The 21,730-nt window shown below is 71.9% G+C and carries 19 protein-coding genes; 16 read left to right on the top strand and 3 right to left on the bottom strand.

From position 1 onward, the window contains the following. Window positions 1–6 precede the first annotated feature (6 nt). Window positions 7–858 (top strand): alpha/beta fold hydrolase, encoded by an 852-nt coding sequence (locus tag DEJ18_RS13640; RefSeq protein ID WP_111211577.1) that lies wholly within the window; start codon window positions 7–9, stop codon window positions 856–858. Window positions 859–961: 103 nt separating this feature from the next. Here the strand turns inward: DEJ18_RS13640 and DEJ18_RS13635 are convergent, their stop codons facing one another. Together DEJ18_RS13635 and DEJ18_RS13630 are read right to left on the bottom strand one after the other, a co-directional pair. Next, window positions 962–2,818: a glycoside hydrolase family 2 protein gene (locus DEJ18_RS13635; RefSeq protein WP_111211578.1), complete on the bottom strand. Its 1,857-nt coding sequence runs from the start codon at window positions 2,816–2,818 to the stop codon at window positions 962–964. Window positions 2,819–2,876: 58 nt separating this feature from the next. Beyond that, a complete protein-coding gene (locus DEJ18_RS13630; protein WP_111211579.1) occupies window positions 2,877–4,307 on the bottom strand; it encodes a CHAD domain-containing protein in 1,431 nt (476 codons plus the stop codon). A gap of 196 nt (window positions 4,308–4,503) precedes the next feature. Here DEJ18_RS13630 and DEJ18_RS13625 point away from each other — a divergent pair, with 196 nt between their 5' ends. Beyond that, the gene (locus tag DEJ18_RS13625) at window positions 4,504–5,823 is read left to right on the top strand and encodes a maltokinase N-terminal cap-like domain-containing protein (RefSeq protein ID WP_111211580.1); all 1,320 of its coding nucleotides are present in this window, start codon (window positions 4,504–4,506) and stop codon (window positions 5,821–5,823) included. A 73-nt stretch (window positions 5,824–5,896) separates the two neighbouring features. Here the strand turns inward: DEJ18_RS13625 and DEJ18_RS13620 are convergent, their stop codons facing one another. Next, complete coding sequence (locus DEJ18_RS13620; RefSeq protein ID WP_181431026.1) at window positions 5,897–6,220, bottom strand: DUF1844 domain-containing protein; 324 nt, start codon at window positions 6,218–6,220, stop codon at window positions 5,897–5,899. Between the two features lie 336 nt (window positions 6,221–6,556). Between DEJ18_RS13620 and infC the strand changes: the two genes are divergently transcribed. From infC to DEJ18_RS13550, 14 genes are all read left to right on the top strand, one after another. Continuing rightward, the gene (gene infC / locus DEJ18_RS13615) at window positions 6,557–7,228 is read left to right on the top strand and encodes a translation initiation factor IF-3 (RefSeq protein ID WP_111211581.1); all 672 of its coding nucleotides are present in this window, start codon (window positions 6,557–6,559) and stop codon (window positions 7,226–7,228) included. A 59-nt stretch (window positions 7,229–7,287) separates the two neighbouring features. Continuing rightward, window positions 7,288–7,482, top strand: coding sequence for a 50S ribosomal protein L35 (gene rpmI / locus DEJ18_RS13610; protein WP_110824045.1), 195 nt, complete (start codon window positions 7,288–7,290; stop codon window positions 7,480–7,482). 29 nt (window positions 7,483–7,511) lie between these two features. Further along, window positions 7,512–7,895, top strand: a complete 384-nt coding sequence (gene rplT / locus DEJ18_RS13605; RefSeq protein WP_110824044.1) for a 50S ribosomal protein L20 — start codon at window positions 7,512–7,514, stop codon at window positions 7,893–7,895. Between the two features lie 119 nt (window positions 7,896–8,014). Beyond that, window positions 8,015–8,872, top strand: coding sequence for a TrmH family RNA methyltransferase (locus tag DEJ18_RS13600; protein ID WP_111211582.1), 858 nt, complete (start codon window positions 8,015–8,017; stop codon window positions 8,870–8,872). A gap of 147 nt (window positions 8,873–9,019) precedes the next feature. Beyond that, a complete protein-coding gene (gene pheS / locus DEJ18_RS13595; RefSeq protein WP_111211589.1) occupies window positions 9,020–10,060 on the top strand; it encodes a phenylalanine--tRNA ligase subunit alpha in 1,041 nt (346 codons plus the stop codon). Continuing rightward, window positions 10,060–12,552, top strand: coding sequence for a phenylalanine--tRNA ligase subunit beta (gene pheT / locus DEJ18_RS13590; RefSeq protein ID WP_111211583.1), 2,493 nt, complete (start codon window positions 10,060–10,062; stop codon window positions 12,550–12,552). The genes pheS and pheT overlap by 1 nt, the downstream gene beginning before the upstream one ends. Window positions 12,553–12,625: 73 nt before the next feature. Next, entirely contained in the window at window positions 12,626–13,723 is a 1,098-nt protein-coding gene (locus DEJ18_RS13585) for an N-acetyl-gamma-glutamyl-phosphate reductase (protein WP_111079803.1), read from the top strand. Between the two features lie 59 nt (window positions 13,724–13,782). Further along, window positions 13,783–14,934, top strand: coding sequence for a bifunctional glutamate N-acetyltransferase/amino-acid acetyltransferase ArgJ (gene argJ, locus DEJ18_RS13580; protein ID WP_111080101.1), 1,152 nt, complete (start codon window positions 13,783–13,785; stop codon window positions 14,932–14,934). Then, window positions 14,934–16,010, top strand: coding sequence for an acetylglutamate kinase (gene argB / locus DEJ18_RS13575; RefSeq protein ID WP_258370979.1), 1,077 nt, complete (start codon window positions 14,934–14,936; stop codon window positions 16,008–16,010). Before argJ ends, argB begins: the two co-directional genes overlap by 1 nt. Then, window positions 16,007–17,233 carry an acetylornithine transaminase gene (locus DEJ18_RS13570; protein ID WP_111211584.1) on the top strand — a complete coding sequence of 409 codons (1,227 nt, stop codon included), beginning with the start codon at window positions 16,007–16,009 and terminating at the stop codon, window positions 17,231–17,233. The genes argB and DEJ18_RS13570 overlap by 4 nt, the downstream gene beginning before the upstream one ends. Next, window positions 17,230–18,156 carry an ornithine carbamoyltransferase gene (gene argF, locus DEJ18_RS13565; protein WP_111079801.1) on the top strand — a complete coding sequence of 309 codons (927 nt, stop codon included), beginning with the start codon at window positions 17,230–17,232 and terminating at the stop codon, window positions 18,154–18,156. Before DEJ18_RS13570 ends, argF begins: the two co-directional genes overlap by 4 nt. 28 nt (window positions 18,157–18,184) lie before the next feature. Continuing rightward, a complete protein-coding gene (locus DEJ18_RS13560; protein ID WP_111079800.1) occupies window positions 18,185–19,381 on the top strand; it encodes an argininosuccinate synthase in 1,197 nt (398 codons plus the stop codon). Window positions 19,382–19,549: 168 nt separating this feature from the next. Further along, window positions 19,550–21,019, top strand: coding sequence for an argininosuccinate lyase (gene argH, locus DEJ18_RS13555; protein ID WP_181434290.1), 1,470 nt, complete (start codon window positions 19,550–19,552; stop codon window positions 21,017–21,019). A 3-nt stretch (window positions 21,020–21,022) separates the two neighbouring features. Next, window positions 21,023–21,703 carry a DNA-3-methyladenine glycosylase gene (locus DEJ18_RS13550; RefSeq protein WP_258377023.1) on the top strand — a complete coding sequence of 227 codons (681 nt, stop codon included), beginning with the start codon at window positions 21,023–21,025 and terminating at the stop codon, window positions 21,701–21,703. Window positions 21,704–21,730: the final 27 nt, after the last annotated feature.

Genomic DNA, 21,730 nt, shown 5'->3' with positions numbered 1-21,730 from the left:
GGAAACATGCCGTTCATCACCGTCGGAGCCGAGAACGGGCACGACATCGACCTGCACTACGACGACTTCGGAACGGGCGACCCGGTTGTCCTCATCCACGGATGGCCGTTGTCCGGCCGCTCGTGGGAGGGCCAGGTCCCGGCCCTCGTCGCCGCCGGCCACCGCGTCATCGCGTACGACCGTCGGGGCTTCGGCCAGTCCTCGCAGCCGTGGGACGGCTACGACTACGACACCTTCGCGGCCGATCTGGACACCCTGATCAACTCCCTCGGGCTGACGAACGTGACGCTCATCGGGTTCTCGATGGGCGGCGGCGAGCTCGCCCGCTACGTCTCCACCTACGGCACCGGCAAGGTCGCCAAGCTCGTCTTCGCGAGCGCCGTGCCGCCGTACCTGTGGAAGTCGGACGACAACCCCGACGGCGGGGTCGACCAGGACCTGGCGGACTGGTTCGCCAACGGGATCACCGGAGACCGTCCCGCGTTCCTGCACGAGTTCGTCGACATGTTCTACACGGCGGGTGGGAAGGTCTCGCTGACCCACAAGCCCCTCGTCAGTGACGACCAGCGCGCCTACGACCTGGCGATCGCCGAGTTCGCGTCCCCGAAGGGCACGCTCGACTGCACCGTCGCGTTCGCGACCACCGACTTCCGTGACGACCTGACCGAGATCGACGTCCCGACGCTCGTCATCCACGGAGACGCGGACGGCATCGTGCCGTTCGAGGTCTCGGGCAAGCGCACCGCCGAGGCGATCCCGAACGCCGAGCTGCACGTCATCGAGGGCGGGCCCCACGGTGTGCTCGCCTCGCACCGGGACGAGTGGAACGAGGCGGTGCTGCGCTTCCTCGCGAAGTAGGGCGGCTCGGTCCGCCGGGGCCGGCACCGACGGACGGGAGGCCCGTGACAGCTGGTCACGGGCCTCCCGTCCGTCGAGAGCTGCGTCCGCCGCGCCCTGTCCGTCAGCCGCCGAGGACGGCGCGCCGGATCCGGTCGATCGGCTCCTTCGGTGTCCGGTCCGCGTTGAGCAGGCCGTTCGTCTCCTGCATCGTGTCGGTGAGCTGCGTCCAGCAGCTGCCCGCCAAGAAGGAGCTGGCCCGGACGGCGTCGTACAGGGCGGTGATCCTGGCGATCCAGTCGTCGCCGTCGGCCGCGGTGGTGTACCCCCAGGCGTCGTCGCGCTGCACGCCGGGCTGGTGGTTGACGCCGCCGAACTCCGTGAGCATCACCGGTTGTCCGTGGTCCTGGGCGCCGCCGACCAGGATCGGACGATCGGCCGGACCGATCCCGTCGAGCAGTCGTCGACGCGCGGCGTCGTCCGCGTAGGTGCGGGCCAGCCGCTCACCGTCCCCCTCGTAGTCGTGCACCGAGATGATGTCCGAGTCCGGGTGCTCCCACCCGTCGTTCGAGATCACCGGGCGGGTGGGGTCGAGCGCCCGTGTCACGTCGGCGAGGGAACGGGCGTACGCCTGCTGAGCCGGGTCGCTGGCGATGTGCTGTACGCCCCAGCTCTCGTTCGCGGGGACCCAGGTGACGACCGACGGGTGCGAGGCGTCCCGCTCGACGGCGTCCATCCACTCGCGCATGAGTCGCTGCACGGCGGTGGGGGAGAACGCGTACGCGGCCGGTGCCTCACCCCAGACCATGAGGCCGAGACGGTCCGCCCAGTACAGGAACCGCGGGTCCTCGATCTTCTGGTGGTTCCGAGCAGCGTTGAAGCCGAGCTCCTTGATGAGCTCGACCTCGCGGCGGAGGGCCTGGCGGGTCGGTGCGGTCAGGTGCGACTCCGGCCAGTACCCCTGGTTGAGGACACTCCGCACGTCGATGCTGCGGTCGTTGAGCAGGAACCGGCCGCTCCCGATCGCGGTGGTGCGGATGCCGAAGTAGGAGCTGACGGCGTCGAGGGGTGCGCCGTCGGCGGCGACGAGGGTCACGACCGCGTCGACGAGGTGCGGTGCGTCCGGGCTCCACTGCAGCTCCTGCTCGGCCTGCCCGTTCGCCTGCCGGGCGATCGGCACGACGAGGTCGACCTCGTGCGCCGTCGGGGCGACGGTGACCTCGACGGTCGCCAGGTGCTCGTCGTGCTCCGTCCAGTGCACCTCCACCCGCAGGCGCGTCCCGGCCGGATGGGTGCCCGTCAGCCGGACGGTGAGCCGCATCGTCTCGTGGTCGACGTTCGTCCACCGGAGGTGGCGGACGGACGTCGTCGGCACGGCCTCGAGCCAGACGGTCTGCCAGATGCCGGTGGTGCGGCGGTACCAGATGTCGTGCGGTTGCTCGTGCCAGTCCTGTTTGCCGCGGGGTTGGGTGAGGTCGTGCGGGTCGTCCTCGGCCCGGACCACGAGGGTGTGCGCGGCATCGGCGCCCGTGCCCGTGCCCGTGCTCGTGAGGGCGTCCGTGACGTCGAGGGTGAACGGGGTGTGGCCGCCCTCGTGCCCACCGATGAACTGCCCGTCGATCCAGACCCGGGCACGGTGGTCCACGGCGCCGAAGTGCAGGAGGAGACGTGGGGTGTCCTCGTCGTGGCCGGCGGCCTCGAGGTCCGCCGCGGTGACGGTCCGCGAGTACCAGACCACCGGGTGGAAGCCGGGCTCGTCGATGCCCGATGCGACCGACTCCGGCGGGAAGGGGACGACGATGTCCCGGGGCGCGGGGAAGCCCGCACGCCACGACGGGTCGTCGCCGGTGTTCCGGAACGACCAGGTCCCGTCGAGGTCGGCCCACCGGGCCCGCATCATCTGGGGCCGCGGGTACTCGCCGTCCTGGCGGGTCGCGAGGGGCAGTCCGGGGGCGGCGTCGTTGCCGAGGTGTGCGTTCATGGGTCCATGCTGGTCGCGGGGTACATCGATGTAAAGGCGGACGCGGTCCGCTGGTCGGTCAGATCCGGGCCAGCAGCTCCCGCCCCCGTCGGACGCGACGGTCGGACCGCTGCTGGTCGACCGTCGCGAGGACACCGGCGGTGAACCCGGACTCGTCGCGGAGTGCCTCGGCGGCGTGGGCTGCGTCGAGCCCGGCACCGAGGACCTCCTGCACGCGGCGCAGGCGTCCGAGGTGCTGGTGGCTCGCCGCGAACCCACCGGCGGCCTCGACGGCGTACCGGAGTCGTCGTGCCGCCTTCCGCGCCTCGTGCAGCGGCGCCAGGTCGTCCCGGCTCGCGGCGCGGTCTCGGGCTCGCCGGACCCGGCGTCGCTCGCGGTGCAGCCGACGTTCGACGAAGCCGCGGACGGGGTCATCTGCGCGCGGTCCCGGCGGTGCCGCTGCGATCAGCGCGTCGAGTGCGTCCAGCGCCGCGAACCACTCGGGCGATCGCAGCGCGTCCTGGAGGTCCGCGAGCCGAGCGCGGCGCTCGTCGAGGAACCGGTCACGGAGCGCCCCGAGCGCACCGTCCTCGACGAGACCCGTCGGCGCACGCTCCGCGGTCGGGGTCAGCCCGGCTGCGAGCACCTCGGCGTCCCGCACCTGCCCCGCAGCGCGACCGATCACCGCCAGGCGCTGCCGGAGCGACTCCGTCGCCGCTCGGTCGAGCGCTCCGCGGTACGCCGCCAGGACGCTCCGGAGTCGCCGCAACACCTTGCGCAGGTCATGCACGGCCTCGGGAGCGTCGGCACGCGCGTACGGGTCGGCCTCGACCACGTCGGCCCGGAGCCCGGCCAGGACGTCGACGACGAACCGCGCCGACGTCCCGGAGCGTGGCCGGTGTGGGCGGCCGGGTCGCCGCACCGGGGCCAGTCGCGGGACCGGTCCGGCCGGGTGGTCATCCGCCGGGGCGTCCGAGGCTGCGTCGTCGAGGGCCCGCTCCACCCCGCGGACGAGGGAGCCGGTGCTGCCGTCGTCGGTCAGCGCCCACCATCGCCCGAACCGCAGCACGGCCGAGTCCGGTGAACCCTCGTCGACGCGGACGTCCGCCACCTCGGCACGCCGTCGGCCGTCCTTGCCGTGCAGGACGAGGAGCGTGGTCACCGTGTCACGAACGCGGACGACGGCGAGCGGGCGGCCCCGGAGGAACACCTCGACCTGGTCCCGGAGCCCGTCCGCGCCGGCACCGGCACCGCCACCGTCGACGACCTGCGGTCCCGCACCCCGGTCGATCGTCCACGTGCCGTCCTCGGCGCGGAGCGCCTCGACGCCGGCCGCGGCGAGCACTCCGTCCTCGCTGTCCCAGACGGTCTCGCGGACGGACACGACGGGGACCCGCAGGACGTCGTCCGCGTACGGCTCGAGTGCCGGCAACCGACGAGCGTCGGGGATGCGCCAGGTCCGACGCGGTGCCGGGAGGCCGTCGTGCCGGGGTTCGTCAGGAGCGTGCATGCGAGTCAGTGTCGTCCGCGGTACCCCGGCAGTGGTCCGACAGCCGCGACCTGTGGACAACAGACCCGGCGAGTGCCGCCTGTGCAGGAGCACTCGCGCCACCCGGACGGCGTCGACCGGGTCGCAGACCGCCGCCGACGGACAGTGCGACCCGAACCCCCGGACCGGTGCAGCCGCGACGGGTAGCGTCCCCGACATGACCGACGCCGTGCACGCCGACCCCCTCGAGACAGCTGTCGCCGGCTGGATGGCCGAGCAACGCTGGTACGCGGCGAAGAGTGGGACCCCGAGCATCCGCGTCCTCGCCGAACGCAGCGACGACACCGCCGATGCCCGCATCCGCACCCTCTTCGTCCTCGACGACGCACCCACCGGGGCCGTCCTCTACCAGGTGCCGCTCACGCTCCGGCAGGCGCCCGAACCCGGACTCGCGCACGCCCTCGTGGCCGAGGTCGACGGAGTCCACGTCTACGACGCGCCGCACGACGTCGCCTACGCACGGTGGCTGCTCGGCCGCATCGAGGCCGACGGCGACCACATCGGGCCCGTCACCGACGCCCGCGTCCTCAGCGGCGAACAGTCGAACACCTCGATCATCTGCGGGACGGAGCAGAGCGGTCAGGTCATCACGAAGGTCTTCCGCGTGCTGCACGACGGCGACAACCCCGACGTCGTGACGCAGCGTGCCCTGTCGGCCGCCGGGTCCGACCGCGTGCCGCGGACGTTCGGCGCGCTCGCGGGGGAGTGGCCTGACGACGCGCAGCCCGGCGGCACCGCCCACGGTCACCTGGCCTTCGCCCAGGAGTTCCTGCCCGGGCTCGAGGACGCCTGGCGCGTCGCCCTGACCGCTGCCCGCGGTCGTGCGTCCTTCGCGAGCGCAGCGGACCGGCTCGGAGCAGCGCTCGCCGAGGTCCACACGGTGCTCGCGGACGCGATGCCGACGGCGACCGCCGGACCAGACCAGGTCGACGAGGCCGTCGCGACCATGCGCCGTCGCCTCGAGACCGCAGCGGCCGAGGTGCCGCAGGTCGCCGAGCACGCCGAGGCCGTCGCCCGTGTCTACGACCGCGCGGCGACGGTGCCGTGGCCGACCATGCAGCGCATCCACGGCGACCTGCACCTGGGACAGGTCCTGTCCGCACCCGAGCCACGAGGGTGGGTGTTCCTCGACTTCGAGGGCGAACCGCTCCGTCCGATGCCCGAGCGGTCCCGCCCCGACGTCGCGCTGCGGGACGTCGCCGGCATGCTGCGGTCCTTCGACTACGTGGCCGGCGCGCTCGCACACGACGAGCAGCCGGTGGACACCGGCGACTGGGCGCACGAAGCCCGCAGCGCGTTCCTCGACGGGTACGAGCGGGGCAGCGGCTCCGACCTGCGCGCGCACCGCGCGCTGCTCGACGCGTTCGAGCTCGACAAGGCCGTGTACGAGGTCGTGTACGAGGCACGCAACCGCCCCACCTGGGTCGGGATCCCGGTCGCGGCGGTCGACCGCCTGGTCGCGCGCTCGGCCGGCTGACCCGGCCCGGACGACGGACGGGAGGCCCGTGGCGACACCGCCACGGGCCTCCCGTCCGTCCAGGGGGACCCGGTCAGTTGACCGGCCCGGTGTACTTCTCGCCCGGGCCCTTGCCCGGCGCGTCCGGGATGGCCGATGCCTCGCGGAACGCCAGCTGCACGGACCGCAGTCCGTCGCGCAGCGGGCGGGCGTGGTGGTCGCCGATCTCGGTGGCCGCGGCGGTGACGAGGCCGGCGAGCGAGGTGATGAGCTTGCGTGCCTCGTCCAGATCGGTCTGCTGCTCGGGGTCGTCGGCCAGGCCCACCTTCACGGCGGCGGCGCTGAGCAGGTGCACGGCCACGGTGTTGATGAGTTCGACCGCGGGGACCTCGGAGATGTCCCTGGCGGCGTCGTCCACACCGTCGAGCCCGTTCTGGTCGAGATCAGGGTCGGGGTTGCTCGGGGTGTCGGTCACGGTGCTCCTCTGCTAGACTCGCCGACGGCAGACGCTGTCCGCGCGCCCGGATCCCTCCGGAAGTCAGGACAGTGTCACGAAAGAGGAGTTCCTCCCACCCGTGGCTGCACCAAGGCTACCGGGTCACCACCGCTCCGCCGGCGCTCACGAAGTGCGCACCGGTCGGCCGGACCGCAAGGGTCGGCGTCGGGCGGCTGCCGAGCGGGTCTCGATCCGTGCGTCAGATCTCCTCTCTCGTGCCGTCGTCCCGGGCACACGCCCCGGACGGCCACCACCTGATTGAAGGAGCTCCGCATCACCGATCCCCGTACCAACGACCGAATCCGCGTCCCCGAGGTCCGACTCGTCGGCCCCCAGGGCGAGCAGGTCGGCGTTGTCCCCATCGCCGTCGCACTGCGCCTCGCGCAGGAAGCCGAGCTGGATCTGGTCGAGGTCGCGCCGAACTCGAAGCCGCCCGTCGCCAAGATCATGGACTACGGCAAGTTCAAGTACGAAGCCGCTCAGAAGGCCAAGGAAGCCCGCCGCAACCAGGTCAACACCGACCTGAAAGAGGTCCGCTTCCGCCTGAAGATCGACGTGCACGACTACGAGACGAAGCGCAAGCGCGCCGAGGGGTTCCTCCTCGGTGGCGACAAGGTGAAGGCGATGATCCTCTTCCGCGGTCGCGAGCAGTCGCGCCCGGAGCAGGGTGTCCGACTCCTCCAGAAGTTCGCGGAGGAGATCGCCGAGTTCGGCGTCGTCGAGTCGCGTCCGACCCAGGACGGCCGCAACATGACGATGATCATCGCGCCGCTCAAGAACAAGTCGGACGTCAAGGGCGAACAGAACGCCAAGCGCGCCGCCGAGAAGGCCGAGCGCAAGGCCTCCGAGCACTCCGCGAAGACCAAGCCGGCGGACGAGACCGCGTCCGGGACCGCCGCAGCAGCCCCGGCCGACTCGTCGGCCGAATAGGTCCCCCAGACCGATCCCGCGCTCGCGCGGCCCCCATCCACCCCACGGAAAGGCACACGATGCCCAAGCAGAAGACCCACTCCGGGTCGAAGAAGCGCTTCAAGGTCACCGGCAGCGGCAAGATCATGAAGCAGCAGGCCGGTATGCGCCACAACCTCGAGGTCAAGTCCGCCAAGCGCAAGGCCCGCCTCAACGAGGACCAGGTCCTCGCCAAGGCCGACGTCAAGGCCGTCAAGAAGCTCCTCGGCCACTGAGCCGTCCCGGAACGTAAAGGAACAGATCAATGGCAAGAGTGAAGAGAGCGGTCAACGCCGCCAAGAAGCGCCGCGTCATCCTCGAGCGCGCCGAGGGCTACCGCGGCCAGCGTTCGCGCCTGTACCGCAAGGCGAAGGAGCAGGTCACCCACTCCCTCGTCTACGCGTACCGCGACCGTCACGCGAAGAAGGGCGAGTTCCGTCGCCTCTGGATCCAGCGCATCAACGCTGCCTCGCGTGCGAACGGCCTGACCTACAACCGCCTCATCCAGGGTCTCAACCTGGCCGGCGTCGAGGTCGACCGTCGCATCCTCGCGGACCTCGCTGTGAACAACGCCGAGACGTTCGCGGCGCTCGTCGAGACCGCCAAGAAGGCCCTGCCGGCCGACACCTCGGCGCCGAAGGCCGCCTGAGCCACGTCGCCGTGCACCGGAACCCCCACTCCTCCGGGAGTGGGGGTTCCGTCGTCCCCGGGCACGGCCGACCGCACACCGGTGCGGGGTCGCCGTCGCGTCGTTCCTAGACTGGGCACGTGAGCGATCTCCTCGAGAACCCCCGTGCCGGCCGCGTCAAGGCCGTCGCTGCCCTGGCCAAGAAGGACGTCCGTGCCGAGACCGGACTGTTCCTGCTCGAGGGGCCGCAGGCCGTGCGCGAGGCGATCGAGTACCGCCCCGAGTTGCTCCGCGAGCTGTACGTGACACCGACCGCGGCGGCGCGCCACGGTCTGGACGACGCGCCGGTCGACACCTGGTTCGTGACGGAACAGGTGCTCGACGCGATGGCCGACACGGTGACCCCGCAGGGTGTCGTCGCGGTGTGCCAACAGTTCCCGACGTCGGTGAAGGACGTCTTCCCGGACGCCCGCGCGGGCGCCCGTGCCGACGCCGACGGGTCGGACGCCCTGCCCGGACTGGTCGCGATCCTCGAGGAGGTCCGCGACCCGGGCAACGCCGGCACCATCATCCGCGCGGCGGACTCCGCGGGTGCGGACGCCGTGGTGCTCACGGGTCGCAGCGTCGACCCGTACAACCCGAAGGTCGTCCGTTCGACCACCGGTTCGCTCTTCCACGTGCCGGTCTCCGTCGGCGTGACCCTGGCGGACGCGATCGAACGTGCCCGCGGCCTCGGGTACACGATCCTGGCGGCCGACGTCTCCGGCGACGACCTGCCGGACGTGCGGGCCGACGGCATGCTCGACGGACCGACCGTGTGGGTGTTCGGCAACGAGGCGCGGGGGCTGACGGCAGAGGACCTGGCGCTCGTCGACCGTGCGGTGAAGGTCCCGATCTACGGTCGCGCGGAGTCGATGAACCTGGCGACGGCGGCCTCGGTGTGCCTGTACGAGAGCGCGTTCGCCCAGCGGACCGGTCCCGCCACGGCCACGGACTGACGGCGCGACGACCCTCCTCGCGGCTCGGCCGACACGTCCCTCCCCGCGGCCTCGGCCGACACGTCGCTCCGCGGGGTCCGCGACGCGTGGGGACCGTCCGATCGGTGCAGGACGGCGGTATCCCATCGGCCGGTAGGCTTGGCTCTCGTGTCAGAACCTCTCGAGATCAGCGAATCGGCGGTCGCCGACGCCGTGGACGCGGCCCTGGCCGCCGTCCACGCCGCGACCACCGTCGCGGAGCTGAAGCAGGCCCGTGCCGAGCACACCGGTGAGCAGTCGACGCTCGCCCGGATGAACGCGTCGATGCGCAGCGTCCCGCCGGAGCAGAAGGCCGCCGCGGGCAAGCTCGTCGGTCAGGCCCGTGGCCGGGTGAACCAGGCCGTCGCGGCGCAGGAATCCGTGCTGGCCGAGGCCGAAGAGCGCGCGCGGCTCGAGTCGGAGCGCGTGGACGTCACGGCCCTGCCGTCGCGACGGACGCCCGGTTCGCGCCACCCGCTCTCGCTCCTCAACGAGACCGTCGCCGACATCTTCGTGGGGATGGGGTGGGAGGTCGCCGAAGGCCCCGAACTCGAACACGAGTGGTTCAACTTCGACGCGCTGAACTTCGACCAGGACCACCCGGCACGGGCGATGGCGGACACGGTCTTCGTCGAGCCGCTCGACCGGCACCTGCTCATGCGCACGCACACCTCGCCGGTGCAGGTGCGTTCCCTGTTGTCCCGTGAGCTCCCGCTCTACGTGATCGCTCCGGGGCGGGTCTACCGTGCCGACGAACTCGACGCCACGCACCTGCCGGTCTTCACCCAGGTCGAGGGCATCGCCATCGACAAGGGCCTGACCATGGCGCACCTGCGTGGCACGCTCGAGCATTTCGCGCGCCAGGTGTTCGGCGCCGAAGCGCAGATCCGCCTGCGCCCCAACTACTTCCCGTTCACCGAGCCGAGCGCCGAGATGGACGTCTGGCAGCCGAACGCCAAGGGCGGCGCGCGGTGGGTCGAATGGGGTGGCTGCGGCATGGTGAACCCGAACGTCCTCCGTGCGGCCGGCATCGACCCGGACGAGTACCAGGGCTTCGCCTTCGGCATGGGCATCGAGCGGACGCTCCAGTTCCGCAACGGCCTGAACGACATGCGTGACTTCCTCGAGGGCGACATCCGCTTCTCGCAGCAGTTCGGAACGGTGGTCTGATGCGCGTCCCACTCCGCTGGCTCGGCGAGTCCGTCGACCTCCCCGACGACGTCTCCCTCGAGCACGTCCACGCCGCACTGGTGTCGGTCGGCTTCGAGGAGGAAGCCGTGCACACCTTCGACCTGACCGGCCCCGTCGTGGTCGGTCGGGTGCTCGAGCGCGTGCCGGAGCCGCAGAAGAACGGCAAGACGATCAACTGGTGCCAGGTGGACGTCGGCGAGCCCGAGCCCCGCGGCATCGTCTGCGGTGCCCACAACTTCGACGTCGGCGACCTCGTGGTCGTGACGCTCCCCGGCGCCGTGCTCCCCGGTCCGTTCCCGATCGCCGCGCGCAAGACCTACGGCCACGTGTCGGACGGCATGATCGCCTCCGCTCGTGAACTCGGGCTCGGCGACGAGCACGACGGCATCCTGCGCTTCGCCGACCTCGGGATGGAGCCCGAGGTCGGTGCGAACGCCATCGCACTGCTCGGTCTCGACGACGCCGCGGTCGAGATCAACGTGACGCCCGACCGCGGTTACGCGATGAGCATGCGCGGTGTCGCCCGCGAGTACGCGCACGCCACCGGTGCGACCTTCTCGGACCCGGCCGATCGCGTCCTGCCGCGCACGGGCGAGGGCTTCCCGGTGACCATCGACGACGCCGCCCCGATCCGCGGTCGTGTCGGCGCGCACACCTTCGTCACCCGTGTCGTCCGTGGGATCGACGCGTCCCGACCGACTCCGGCCTGGATGGTCGCACGTCTGAGCCTGGCCGGTGTGCGCTCCATCTCACTGCCCGTGGACATCACGAACTACGTCATGTTCGAACTGGGCCAGCCGTTGCACGGGTACGACCTCGCGACGGTGCAGGGCGGGCTGACGGTCCGTCGCGCCACGGCCGGCGAGCGCCTGACCACCCTCGACGACGTCGAGCGGGCGCTCGACACCGAGGACCTCGTCATCGCGGACGACGCGGGCGCCGTCGGGCTGGCGGGCGTGATGGGCGGTGCCCGCACCGAGATCACCGCGGGGACCGCCGACGTCCTCATCGAGGCCGCCGGCTTCGACCAGGTCTCGATCGCGCGCACCGCGCGCCGCCACAAGCTCCCGAGCGAGGCCTCGCGGCGCTTCGAGCGTGGCGTCGACCCGCTCGTCGCCGAGGCCGCGGCGAACCGCGCGGTCGAACTCCTCGTCGACCTCGCCGGTGGGACGCCGGACGCGCTCGGATCGACCCTGGTCGACGAGACGCCGCGTGCGACCGTGACGATGCGTCTCGCCCGGGCCGCCGAGCTCATCGGTGTCGAGTACACCGACGCCGAGGTGCTCGACACCCTCCGGGCGATCGGTGCCACGGTGGACCTCGACGGCGACGTGCTCGCCGTCACCCCGCCGACGTGGCGCCCCGACCTGGGCGACGACGTCTCGCTGGTCGAGGAGATCGCCCGTGTCGTCGGCTACGACCGCATCCCGAGCGTCCTGCCCGTCGCACCGCCCGGCCGTGGCCTCACCCGGCACCAGCAGGCGCGCCGGCGGGTGTCCGCCGCGCTGGCCGCCGCCGGGCTGACCGAGGTCGTCACCGCGCCCTTCGTCTCCGCGACGACCGCTGCCGCCTACCCCGGCATCGACCCGGCCGGCGGTCCGAGCGTCGTGCTCGCGAACGCGCTCGACAGCGCGCAGGACCACCTGCGTCGCAGCGGCGTGCCGGCCCTCGTCGACGTCGCACGGCGCAACGTGTCTCGCGGACTCGTCGACGTCGCCGTGTACGAGACGTCCCGCGTGTTCCTGCCCGAGGAGGGCGTCCAGCTCGGGACGACCGACGTACCCGTGGGAGCGCAACGGCCGTCCGTCGAGACCCTCGCGGCCCTCGACGCCGCCCTGCCGCCGCAGCCGTTCCACGTGAGCGCCCTGCTCCTCGGCAACGCCGTCGTCAAGCAGCCGGGCACCGCGCCGGAGCCGTTCGGCATCGCGGACGCCCTCGACGTCGCGCGGACCGTCGCCTGGGCGGTCGGCGTCGAGCTGTCGGTCGCGCAGACCAGCCACCCGTCGCTGCACCCCGGTCGTGCTGCCGCGCTGCTCGTCGGCGGGACCGTCGTCGGTGTCGCGGGCGAACTGCTGCCGGAGCGCGCGGCCGACGCCGACCTCCCGCGGGTGGTGGCGGTCGTCGAGCTCGACCTCGACGCCCTCGTCGGCGCGGCCCCCGATGTCGTGGACGTGGCGGCGATCGTCTCCTACCCCGCGGCGACGCAGGACCTCTCCCTCGTGGTCGACGTGGCGGTCCCCGCCGGTGACGTACTGGCCGCGGTCCGCTCTGGTGCCGGAGAGCTGTTGGAGTATGCTCGGCTCGTGGATGACTACCGGGGTGCCGGCGTGGACGAGGGACAGAAGTCCCTGACGTTCGCCCTGCGCTTCCGTGCCACGGACCGCACGCTGACCGCTGCCGAGGCCTCCGAGGCCCGTGACGGCGCCGTCCGACGTGCCGGCGAGCGATTCGGGGCGACCCTGCGCGACTGATCCACGACGGATCACCGCCCGGGGTCGCCGCCTCCGACTCTCTCGACGAACAGTCCGACCAAAGGTGGAACCCATGTCCGTATCCGTCGCCGTGGCGGGAGCCAGCGGCTACGCGGGTGGCGAGTTGCTGCGCATCCTCTCCGCTCATCCCGAGTTCGACGTCAGGACGGTGACGGCGTTCTCGAACGCCGGACAGCCGCTGATCGCGACGCAGCCGCACCTGCGGTCGCTCGCGCACCTGACCCTCGTGGAGACGACCCCGGAGAACCTCCGTGGGCACGACGTGGTGTTCCTCGCCCTGCCGCACGGCCAGTCGGGCGCGATCACGGCCGAGCTCGACGCGGACACCCTCGTCGTGGACTGTGGTGCAGACCACCGCCTGACGGACGAGAACGCGTGGGCCGCCTTCTACGGTGGCGAGTACCACGGGGCGTGGACCTACGGTCTCCCGGAACTCCTGCACGCCCCGCCGGCTCCGGGTGCTGCCGACGAGTGGCGGGACGTCGACGACATCGTGCCGCAGGGACGGCAGCGCACCGAGCTCGCCGCCACGAAGCGGATCGCCGTGCCCGGGTGCAACGTCACGGCGATCACCCTCGGCATCCAGCCCGGCGTGCAGGCCGGTCTCGTCGAGTCGGACGACGTCGTCGCGGTCCTCAGCGTCGGCCCGAGTGGTGCCGGCAAGAAGCTCGAGCCCACGTACCTCGCGGCCGAGATCATGGGCTCCGCCAGTGCCTACGCGGTCGGCGGGAAGCACCGGCACGTCCCGGAGATCCAGCAGAACCTGCGCGTGGCCGGTGCTTCCGACGTCCGCGTCTCGTTCACGCCCGTCCTGGTGCCGATGGCCCGTGGCATCCTCGCCACCACGACGGCTCGCCTCGCTCCGGGGGTCACCGCGCACGACGTGCGCCTCGCGTGGGAGCAGGCCTACGCCGACGAGCCCTTCGTGCACCTCCTGCCCGAGGGCGTCTTCCCCCGTGTGGCCGACACGATCGGGGCCAACACCGCGCTCGTCGGCATCGCGGTCGACGAGGCCGCCGGCCGCGTGGTCGCGGTGACCGCGCTCGACAACCTCGCCAAGGGGACCGGCGGTGCCGCCGTCCAGTCCGCGAACATCGCGCTCGGGTTCCCCGAGACCCTCGGCCTCAGCGTGGACGGAGTCGCCCCGTGACCGACACCAGCAACCAGTCCGAGCCGACCACGGGCCTCCCGGCTCTCGCGCTGCGGGGCGTGACCGCCGCCGCCGGGTTCCGCGCGGCCGGTGTCACCGCCGGTCTCAAGGCGAGCGGCAGGCCGGACGTCGCGCTCGTCGTCAACGACGGTCCGTCCGACGCGGTGGCCGCCGTCTTCACCACGAACCGCGCCCAGGCGCACCCGGTCATCTGGTCCCGGCAGGTGGTCGGTGACGGTGTCGCCCGCGCCGTCGTGCTCAACTCGGGAGGCGCGAACTGCTTCACGGGTCCCTTCGGCTTCCAGACGACGCACCTCACCGCGGAAGCCGTCGGTGGCGCCCTGGGTGTGGGTGCCGGTGACGTCGTCGTCTGCTCCACCGGGCTCATCGGCGTCGGCGACCAGACGTTCCGCGACAACGTCCTGCGCGGGGTCTCGCTCGCGGCCGACGCCCTCACCGACGACGGGGGCGCGGACGCCGCGACCGCGATCATGACGACCGACACCAAGCCGAAGCAGTCCGTGGTGACGGCAGGCGGCTGGACCGTCGGCGGCATGGCGAAGGGCGCGGGCATGCTCGCACCGGGCCTCGCGACGATGCTCGTCGTCATCACCACGGACGCCGCTCTGCCGTCCGACGACCTCGACCGGGCGTTGCGTGCGGCCACGCGGGTGACCTTCGACCGGGTCGACTCCGACGGCTGCATGTCGACGAACGACACCGTCGTGCTGATGTCCTCCGGAGCGTCGGGCACGACGCCGGGGACCGACGAGTTCCAGCAGGCCCTGACCGCGGTCTGCGCGGACCTGGCGCGTCAGCTCCAGCAGGACGCCGAAGGCGCCGCGCACGACATCACGATCGAGGTCGTCGGAGCGGTGAGCGAGGACGACGCCGTCACGGTCGGCCGGAGCGTCGCCCGCAACAACCTGTTCAAGGCAGCCGTGTTCGGCAACGACCCGAACTGGGGCCGCGTCCTCGCGGCGATCGGGACGACCGACGCCGAGTTCGACCCGTACGCGGTCGACGTCTCGATGAACGGCGTCCGGGTCTGCCACGCCGGAGCTCCCGATCAGCCGAGCGACGCCGTCGACCTCACCCCGCGGGACACCCACGTGCTCATCGACCTCGGGGTGGGATCGTCCTCGGCGACCATCCTGACGAACGACCTGACGCACGACTACGTCCACGAGAACAGCGCGTACTCCAGCTGATGAGCGACGCGGACCTCTCGAAGGAAGAAGAGCACGAGCTCGCGACCGTCAAGGCCGCGACGCTCATCGAGTCCCTGCCGTGGTTGAAGCGGTTCTCGGGCAAGATCGTCGTCGTCAAGTTCGGCGGCAACGCGATGGTGAACGACGACCTCAAGCGGGCGTTCGCCGAGGACATGGTCTACCTCCGGTACGCCGGCCTGCACCCGGTCGTCGTGCACGGCGGCGGTCCGCAGATCTCGGCGGCGCTGAAGGAGCAGGGCATCCAGTCCGAGTTCCGCGGCGGTTACCGCGTCACCACGACCGAGGCGATCACCGTCGTCCGCGACGTCCTGGCCGGCGAGGTGAACCGCGAGATCGTGGACCTCATCGACGAGCACGGCGACGGACTCGGCGTCGGGGTGTTCGGTGACGGCGGGTCGTTGTTCACGGGCGAGAAGAAGGGCGTCGTCGTGGACGGCGAGCACTTCGACCTCGGCCACGTCGGCGACATCACGCACGTCGACCCGTCCGGGGTCCTCGCGGCGATCCGCGCCGACCGGATCCCCGTGGTGTCGAGCATCGCGATCGACGACGCCCACCCGGACCAGGCGCTCAACGTGAACGCCGACGCCGCCGCGGCCGCACTCGCGATCGCGCTGAACGCGTCGAAGCTGATGATGCTGACCGACGTGCCCGGGCTGTACCGCAACTGGCCGGACCGCGACTCGATCATCGACCTGATCGCGGTCGAGGAACTCCGCCAGCTGCTGCCGTCGCTCGAGTCCGGCATGATCCCGAAGATGACCGCGTGCCTCGACGCCGTGGTCGGCGGGGTCGGTGGCGCGACCATCATCGACGGCCGCATCCCGCACTCGATCCTGCTCGAGGTCTTCACGCTCCGCGGCGCGGGCACCGAGGTCATCCCGGACCCGAGCCGTCGGACCGAGAACCAGAACACCCACGCCGAGATCGGCCGACGCGCGGCGGTCCACGCCCCGGGCAGCGGTCACGACGACGCCCCGGGTGGTCAGCACGTCGCTCGACGCGGCGACGACCAGACGATCCAGCACGACGACGAGAAGGGCACAGCACGGTGAGCACGGAGACGCAGACCGAGACCTGGAACGACCGGTTCGGGGCGTCGCTCATGCGATCCCTGACCCCGCCGAAGATCATGCTCGAGCGCGGTGAGGGCTGCCGGGTGTGGGACGTCGACGGCAACGAGTACCTCGACTTCCTCGCCGGCATCGCCGTGAACTCGCTCGGCCACGCCCACCCGGCGCTCGTCGAGGCGGTCAGCGACCAGGCCGCGAAGCTCGTGCACGTGTCGAACTACTTCGCCACCCCGCCGCAGCTCGAGCTCGCGGAACGCCTCAAGCGGATCTCCGGCGCGGGTGACGCGGGGCGCGTGTACTTCGGCAACTCCGGGGCGGAGGCGAACGAGGCGGCCTTCAAGTTGGCCCGGCTGAACCGTGGCGAGGACGGTCGCAAGACGCGCATCATCGCGCTGCAGCAGGCGTTCCACGGGCGGACCATGGGCGCGCTCGCCCTCACCGGCAAGCCCGCCCTCCAGCAGGACTTCCTGCCGATGATCCCGGGCGTCGAGCACATCGAGACCTCCATCGAGGCACTCGAGCGCTCGATCGACGACACCGTCGCCGCGCTCATCCTCGAGCCGATCAAGGGCGAGGCCGGCGTGGTCGACCTGCCCGAGGGCTTCCTGCAGGCCGCCCGGACCCTGACCGAACAGCACGGCGCCCTGCTCATCCTCGACGAGATCCAGACGGGCATCGGCCGCACCGGAGCCTGGTTCGCCTTCCAGAACACGGGCGTGGTCCCGGACGCGATCACGGTCGCCAAGGGCATCGCCGGCGGCTTCCCGATCGGGGCGCTCGTGACCTTCGGGTGGGCATCCGACCTGTTCTCGGCGGGCCAGCACGGCTCGACCTTCGGCGGCAACCCGCTCGGCACCCGCGTCGCGAACGCGGTGCTCGCGGAGATCGAGCGCGCCGACCTCGTGGCCGGTGCGGTCGTCAAGGGCGAGCGCATCCGCGCCGGCATCACCGCGCTCGGCTCCGACCTGGTGGAGGAGGTCCGGGGGAGCGGCCTGCTCATCGGCGTCGGCCTCCGTCGCCCGGTCGCCGCCGCGGTCTCGGCCGCCGCGCTCGAGCGCGGCCTCATCATCAACCCACCGAACGAGTCAAGCCTGCGCATCGCGCCGCCGCTCATCGTGTCCGACGACGAGATCGACGCGTTCCTCGCGATCCTCGCCCAGAGCATGGCGGCCGTCGAGGGCGCCGACCAGGAGACCTCCGCATGACCCGCCACTTCCTCCGGGACGACGACCTGACCCAGGCCGAGCAGTCCGCGATCCTCGACCTCGCCGTCGAGATGAAGCGCGACCGGTGGGGCGCCAAGCCCCTCGCCGGTCCGCAGAGCGTCGCCGTGATCTTCGACAAGTCGTCCACCCGCACCCGGGTGTCCTTCCACGTCGGCATCAGCGACCTCGGCGGCAGCCCGCTCATCATCTCGACCGCGAACAGCCAGCTCGGTGGCAAGGAGACCCCGACCGACACCGCCCGCGTGCTCGAGCGCATGGTGTCGGCGATCGTCTGGCGCACCTACGGCCAGGCCGGGCTCGAGGAGATGGCGGCGAGCACCACGGTGCCGGTCGTGAACGCACTGTCCGACGACTTCCACCCGTGCCAACTCCTCGCCGACCTGCTGACCATCCGCGAGCACCGCGGCGCGTTGGCCGGGCAGACGATCGCGTTCGTCGGCGACGGCGCGAGCAACATGGCGCAGTCGTACCTGCTGGCCTGCGCGACGGCCGGGATGCACGTGCGTGTCGCATCGCCGGTCGCGTTCTCGCCCGCACCGCAGGTCGTGACCGACGCGGAGCACCGCGCTGCCGAGACCGGCGGGTCCGTGCTCGTCGTGACCGACCCGGTGGCCGCGGTGGCCGGTGCCGACGTCGTCGTGACCGACACCTGGGTCTCGATGGGCAAGGAGGACGAGAAGCAGCAGCGGCTCGCGACCTTCGCCGGGTACCGCGTCGACGACGAGCTGCTCGCGCACGCCGCGGACGACGCCGTGTTCATGCACTGCCTGCCCGCCGACCGCGGCTACGAGGTCACCGCCGAGGTCATCGACGGACCGCGCAGCATCATCTGGGACGAGGCGGAGAACCGCCTGCACGCCCAGAAGGCCCTGCTCGCCTGGCTCCTCGCCGCGAACAACTGATTCCCCCAACACCCCTAGGAGACATCACATGGCAGACCGCGTCGTACTGGCGTACTCAGGAGGGCTCGACACCTCCGTCGGGATCGGTTGGCTCAAGGACGCCACCGGCAAGGAGGTCGTGGCACTGGCCGTCGACGTCGGCCAGGGCGGCGAGGACATGGACGCCATCCGCCAGCGCGCGCTCGACTGCGGCGCGGTGGAGTCGGTCGTCATCGACGCGAAGGACGAGTTCGCGGACGACTACCTCGTCCCGGCCCTCAAGGCCAACGCGCTCTACCAGAAGCGCTACCCGTTGGTCTCCGCGCTGAGCCGGCCGCTCATCGCGAAGCACCTCGCCACCACGGCGAAGCAGCTCGGAGCGGACAGCGTCGCGCACGGCTGCACCGGCAAGGGCAACGACCAGGTCCGCTTCGAGGCCGCGGTCGCCGCGATCGCCCCCGACCTGACGAGCGTCGCCCCGGTCCGTGACCTCGCGCTGACCCGCGACAAGGCGATCGTCTACGCGCAGGAGCACGACCTGCCGATCCTGCAGAGCAAGAAGTCGCCGTACTCGATCGACCAGAACGTCTGGGGTCGCGCGGTGGAGACCGGGTTCCTCGAGGACCCCTGGAACGCCCCGATCGAGGACCTGTACGCCTACACGCAGGACCCCGCCGTCGACCGTGAGGCCGACGAGGTCACGATCACGTTCGAGCAGGGCGTCCCGGTCGCGATCGACGGCCAGCGCTTCAGCGTCCTGCGCATCGTGCAGGAGCTCAACGCCCTCGCCGGCAAGCACGGCGTCGGCCGCATCGACGTGGTCGAGGACCGCCTGGTCGGCATCAAGTCGCGCGAGGTCTACGAGGCCCCGGCCGCGATGGCGCTCATCGCCGCGCACGAGGAGCTCGAGAGCCTGACGCTCGAGCGCGACGTGAACCGCTACAAGCGCGGTGTCGAGTCCGAGTGGGCCGACCTGGTCTACGACGGTCTCTGGTTCGGTGGCCTGAAGCGCAGCCTCGACGCCTTCATCGACTCCACGCAGGAGTACGTGTCGGGCGACATCCGCATGCAGCTGCACGGCGGTCGAGCCACGGTGACCGGTCGTCGGTCGGAGCAGAGCCTCTACGACTTCGACCTCGCCACGTACGACACCGGCGACACGTTCGACCAGTCGCTCTCGAAGGGTTTCATCGAACTGTGGTCGTTGCCGAGCAAGATCTCCGCTCGCCGCGACCTGGCGAACTGAGCGACCGAGGACGGCGGGACCGGTCGGTCCCGCCGTCCTCGCCGGACGGGAGGCGCGGCACGCGCCCGTCCCGTCGCCGCCGGTCCGGCAGGCGCGCGTAGCCCGGAAACCCGGATCCCCCGACCCCCGACCCCCGACCGACCCGACCCGAGACGACGCAGGACCCTCATGACGGACGCCCCCCGAGCCTCCCGGCCGGAAGAAGCCAGCAGCAAGACCGACGCGACGAACACGGGCGCCCTGTGGGGTGGCCGGTTCGCGGACGGTCCGAGCGCGGAACTCGCCGCCCTGTCGAAGTCGACGCACTTCGACTGGCAGCTGGCCCCGTACGACATCGCCGGCTCACGTGCGCACGCCCGGGCGCTCCAGGTGGCGGGGTACCTCACGGCCGACGAACTCGACCGGATGCTCGCCGGCCTCGACCGCCTCGAGGACGCGCACGCCGACGGCTCCCTGCAGCCGGACGAGTCCGACGAGGACGTGCACGGCGCGCTCGAGCGGCTGCTCATCGCGGACCTCGGGCCGGAACTGGGCGGGAAGCTCCGCGCCGGCCGGAGCCGCAACGACCAGATCGCGACGCTCGGCCGCATGCACATGCTCGACCACGGCCGGCGGATCGGCCGGATGGTGATCGACCTCGTCGACGCGATCAGCCAGCAGGCGTCCGAGCACGAGGGCGCCATCATGCCCGGCCGGACGCACCTGCAGCACGCACAGCCCGTCCTCCTCGCGCACCACCTGCTCGCCCACGCCTGGCCGCTCGTGCGGGACCTCGAGCGCCTCCGTGACTGGGCGGGCCGTGCGAGCGTCAGCCCCTACGGCGCGGGTGCGTTGGCGGGCAGTTCCCTCGGGCTCGACCCGACCGCGATCGCCCACGAGCTCGGCTTCGACCGTCCTGCCGACAACTCGATCGACGCGACGGCCGCGCGTGACGTCGTCGCCGAATTCGCCTTCGTCCTCGCCCAGATCGGCATCGACGTCTCCCGCCTGGCGGAGGAGGTCATCCTCTGGAACACGAAGGAGTTCGGCTTCGTCCGGCTCCACGACGGGTTCTCGACCGGGTCGAGCATCATGCCGCAGAAGAAGAACCCCGACATCGCCGAGCTCGCGCGCGGCAAGTCGGGCCGGCTGATCGGCAACCTGACCGGGCTCCTCGCCACCCTCAAGGGCCTGCCGCTGGCGTACAACCGCGACCTGCAGGAGGACAAGGAGCCCGTCTTCGACTCGGTCGCGACGCTCGAGGTCCTGCTCCCCGCCTTCACCGGCATGATCGCGACCCTGTCCTTCGACACCGCCCGGATGGCGGAGCTCGCACCGCAGGGGTTCTCCCTGGCGACGGACGTCGCCGAGTGGCTGGTCCGGCAGGGCGTGCCGTTCCGCGATGCGCACGAGGTGTCCGGCGCGCTCGTCCGGTACTGCGAGGGACGCGGCATCGACCTCGACGACCCGACCGATGCGGAGTACGCCGCGGTCTCCGAGCACCTGACCCCGGAGGTCCGCGGGGTCCTGACGATCGAGGGCAGCGTCGCGTCCCGTCGCGGGGTCGGTGGCACGGCACCCGAGCGCGTCGCCGAGCAGCTCGCCGCCCTGACCCGGTCCGTCCGGGAGATCGCGGCCGGGACCCCCTTCACCCGGTGAACCGTGTCGGCTGAGGGGGCGCCGTCGGACGCGCTGCTCGCGCTCCTGCGCGAGCCAGCGCCGGTGTGCGCGCCCGCACTCCTCGGCGCGACGATCACGGGCAAGGGCGTGACGCTGCGGATCACCGAGGTCGAGGCCTACTCCGGCGAGGTCGACCCGGGTTCGCACGGCCACCGTGGCATGACGCAGCGCAACCGGCACCTCTTCGGTCCGCCGGGGACGCTGTACGCCTACCGGTCGTACGGCATCCACACGTGTGTGAACGTCGTGAGCGGTCCGGCTGGCCTGTCGTCCGGTTCCCTGCTCCGCGGGGCGGCCGTGGTGGTCGGCGCCGAGGTCGCCCGCGAGCGTCGCGGGCCCACCGTGGCCGACGTCGCGCTGGCACGTGGACCGGGGAACCTCGGCGTCGCGCTCGGCGCGGTCCTCGGCGTGGACGACGGCACCTCGGTCCTCGACGGTTCCGGCCCGTACACGCTCCGCTTGGCTCCCGCCCTGGAGGCCCGGCTCGCCTCCGTCCCGGTGGCGCAGGTCGTCGACGACCTCTTGTCCGGCGGCATGGTCGCCCGCGGTCCGCGGACCGGCGTGGGCGGGGTCGCCGGGGGAGCGACGTTCCCGTGGCGGTTCTGGCTGCCGGGGGACCCGACCGTGTCGGCGTACCGCCGGCACAAGGGCGCGATCGGCTGAGGTGGCGCCGAGCGCGCCGGTACGATG

Source organism: Curtobacterium sp. MCSS17_015, assembly GCF_003234265.2.
Taxonomy (GTDB): domain Bacteria; phylum Actinomycetota; class Actinomycetes; order Actinomycetales; family Microbacteriaceae; genus Curtobacterium.
Note: the sequence above shows the minus strand (reverse complement) of the source record. Positions and strands in the feature narration are given on the sequence as shown.

What these genes read in the sequence shown, in the direction of transcription:
- DEJ18_RS13640 (WP_111211577.1), top strand. Translation starts at nt 7, where the DNA reads ATGCCGTTCATCACCGTCGGAGCCGAGAACGGGCACGACATCGACCTG.
- DEJ18_RS13635 (WP_111211578.1), bottom strand. Translation starts at nt 2,818, where the DNA reads ATGAACGCACACCTCGGCAACGACGCCGCCCCCGGACTGCCCCTCGCG.
- DEJ18_RS13630 (WP_111211579.1), bottom strand. Translation starts at nt 4,307, where the DNA reads ATGCACGCTCCTGACGAACCCCGGCACGACGGCCTCCCGGCACCGCGT.
- DEJ18_RS13625 (WP_111211580.1), top strand. Translation starts at nt 4,504, where the DNA reads ATGACCGACGCCGTGCACGCCGACCCCCTCGAGACAGCTGTCGCCGGC.
- rpmI (WP_110824045.1), top strand. Translation starts at nt 7,288, where the DNA reads ATGCCCAAGCAGAAGACCCACTCCGGGTCGAAGAAGCGCTTCAAGGTC.
- rplT (WP_110824044.1), top strand. Translation starts at nt 7,512, where the DNA reads ATGGCAAGAGTGAAGAGAGCGGTCAACGCCGCCAAGAAGCGCCGCGTC.
- pheT (WP_111211583.1), top strand. Translation starts at nt 10,060, where the DNA reads ATGCGCGTCCCACTCCGCTGGCTCGGCGAGTCCGTCGACCTCCCCGAC.
- DEJ18_RS13585 (WP_111079803.1), top strand. Translation starts at nt 12,626, where the DNA reads ATGTCCGTATCCGTCGCCGTGGCGGGAGCCAGCGGCTACGCGGGTGGC.
- argB (WP_258370979.1), top strand. Translation starts at nt 14,934, where the DNA reads ATGAGCGACGCGGACCTCTCGAAGGAAGAAGAGCACGAGCTCGCGACC.
- argF (WP_111079801.1), top strand. Translation starts at nt 17,230, where the DNA reads ATGACCCGCCACTTCCTCCGGGACGACGACCTGACCCAGGCCGAGCAG.
- DEJ18_RS13560 (WP_111079800.1), top strand. Translation starts at nt 18,185, where the DNA reads ATGGCAGACCGCGTCGTACTGGCGTACTCAGGAGGGCTCGACACCTCC.
- argH (WP_181434290.1), top strand. Translation starts at nt 19,550, where the DNA reads ATGACGGACGCCCCCCGAGCCTCCCGGCCGGAAGAAGCCAGCAGCAAG.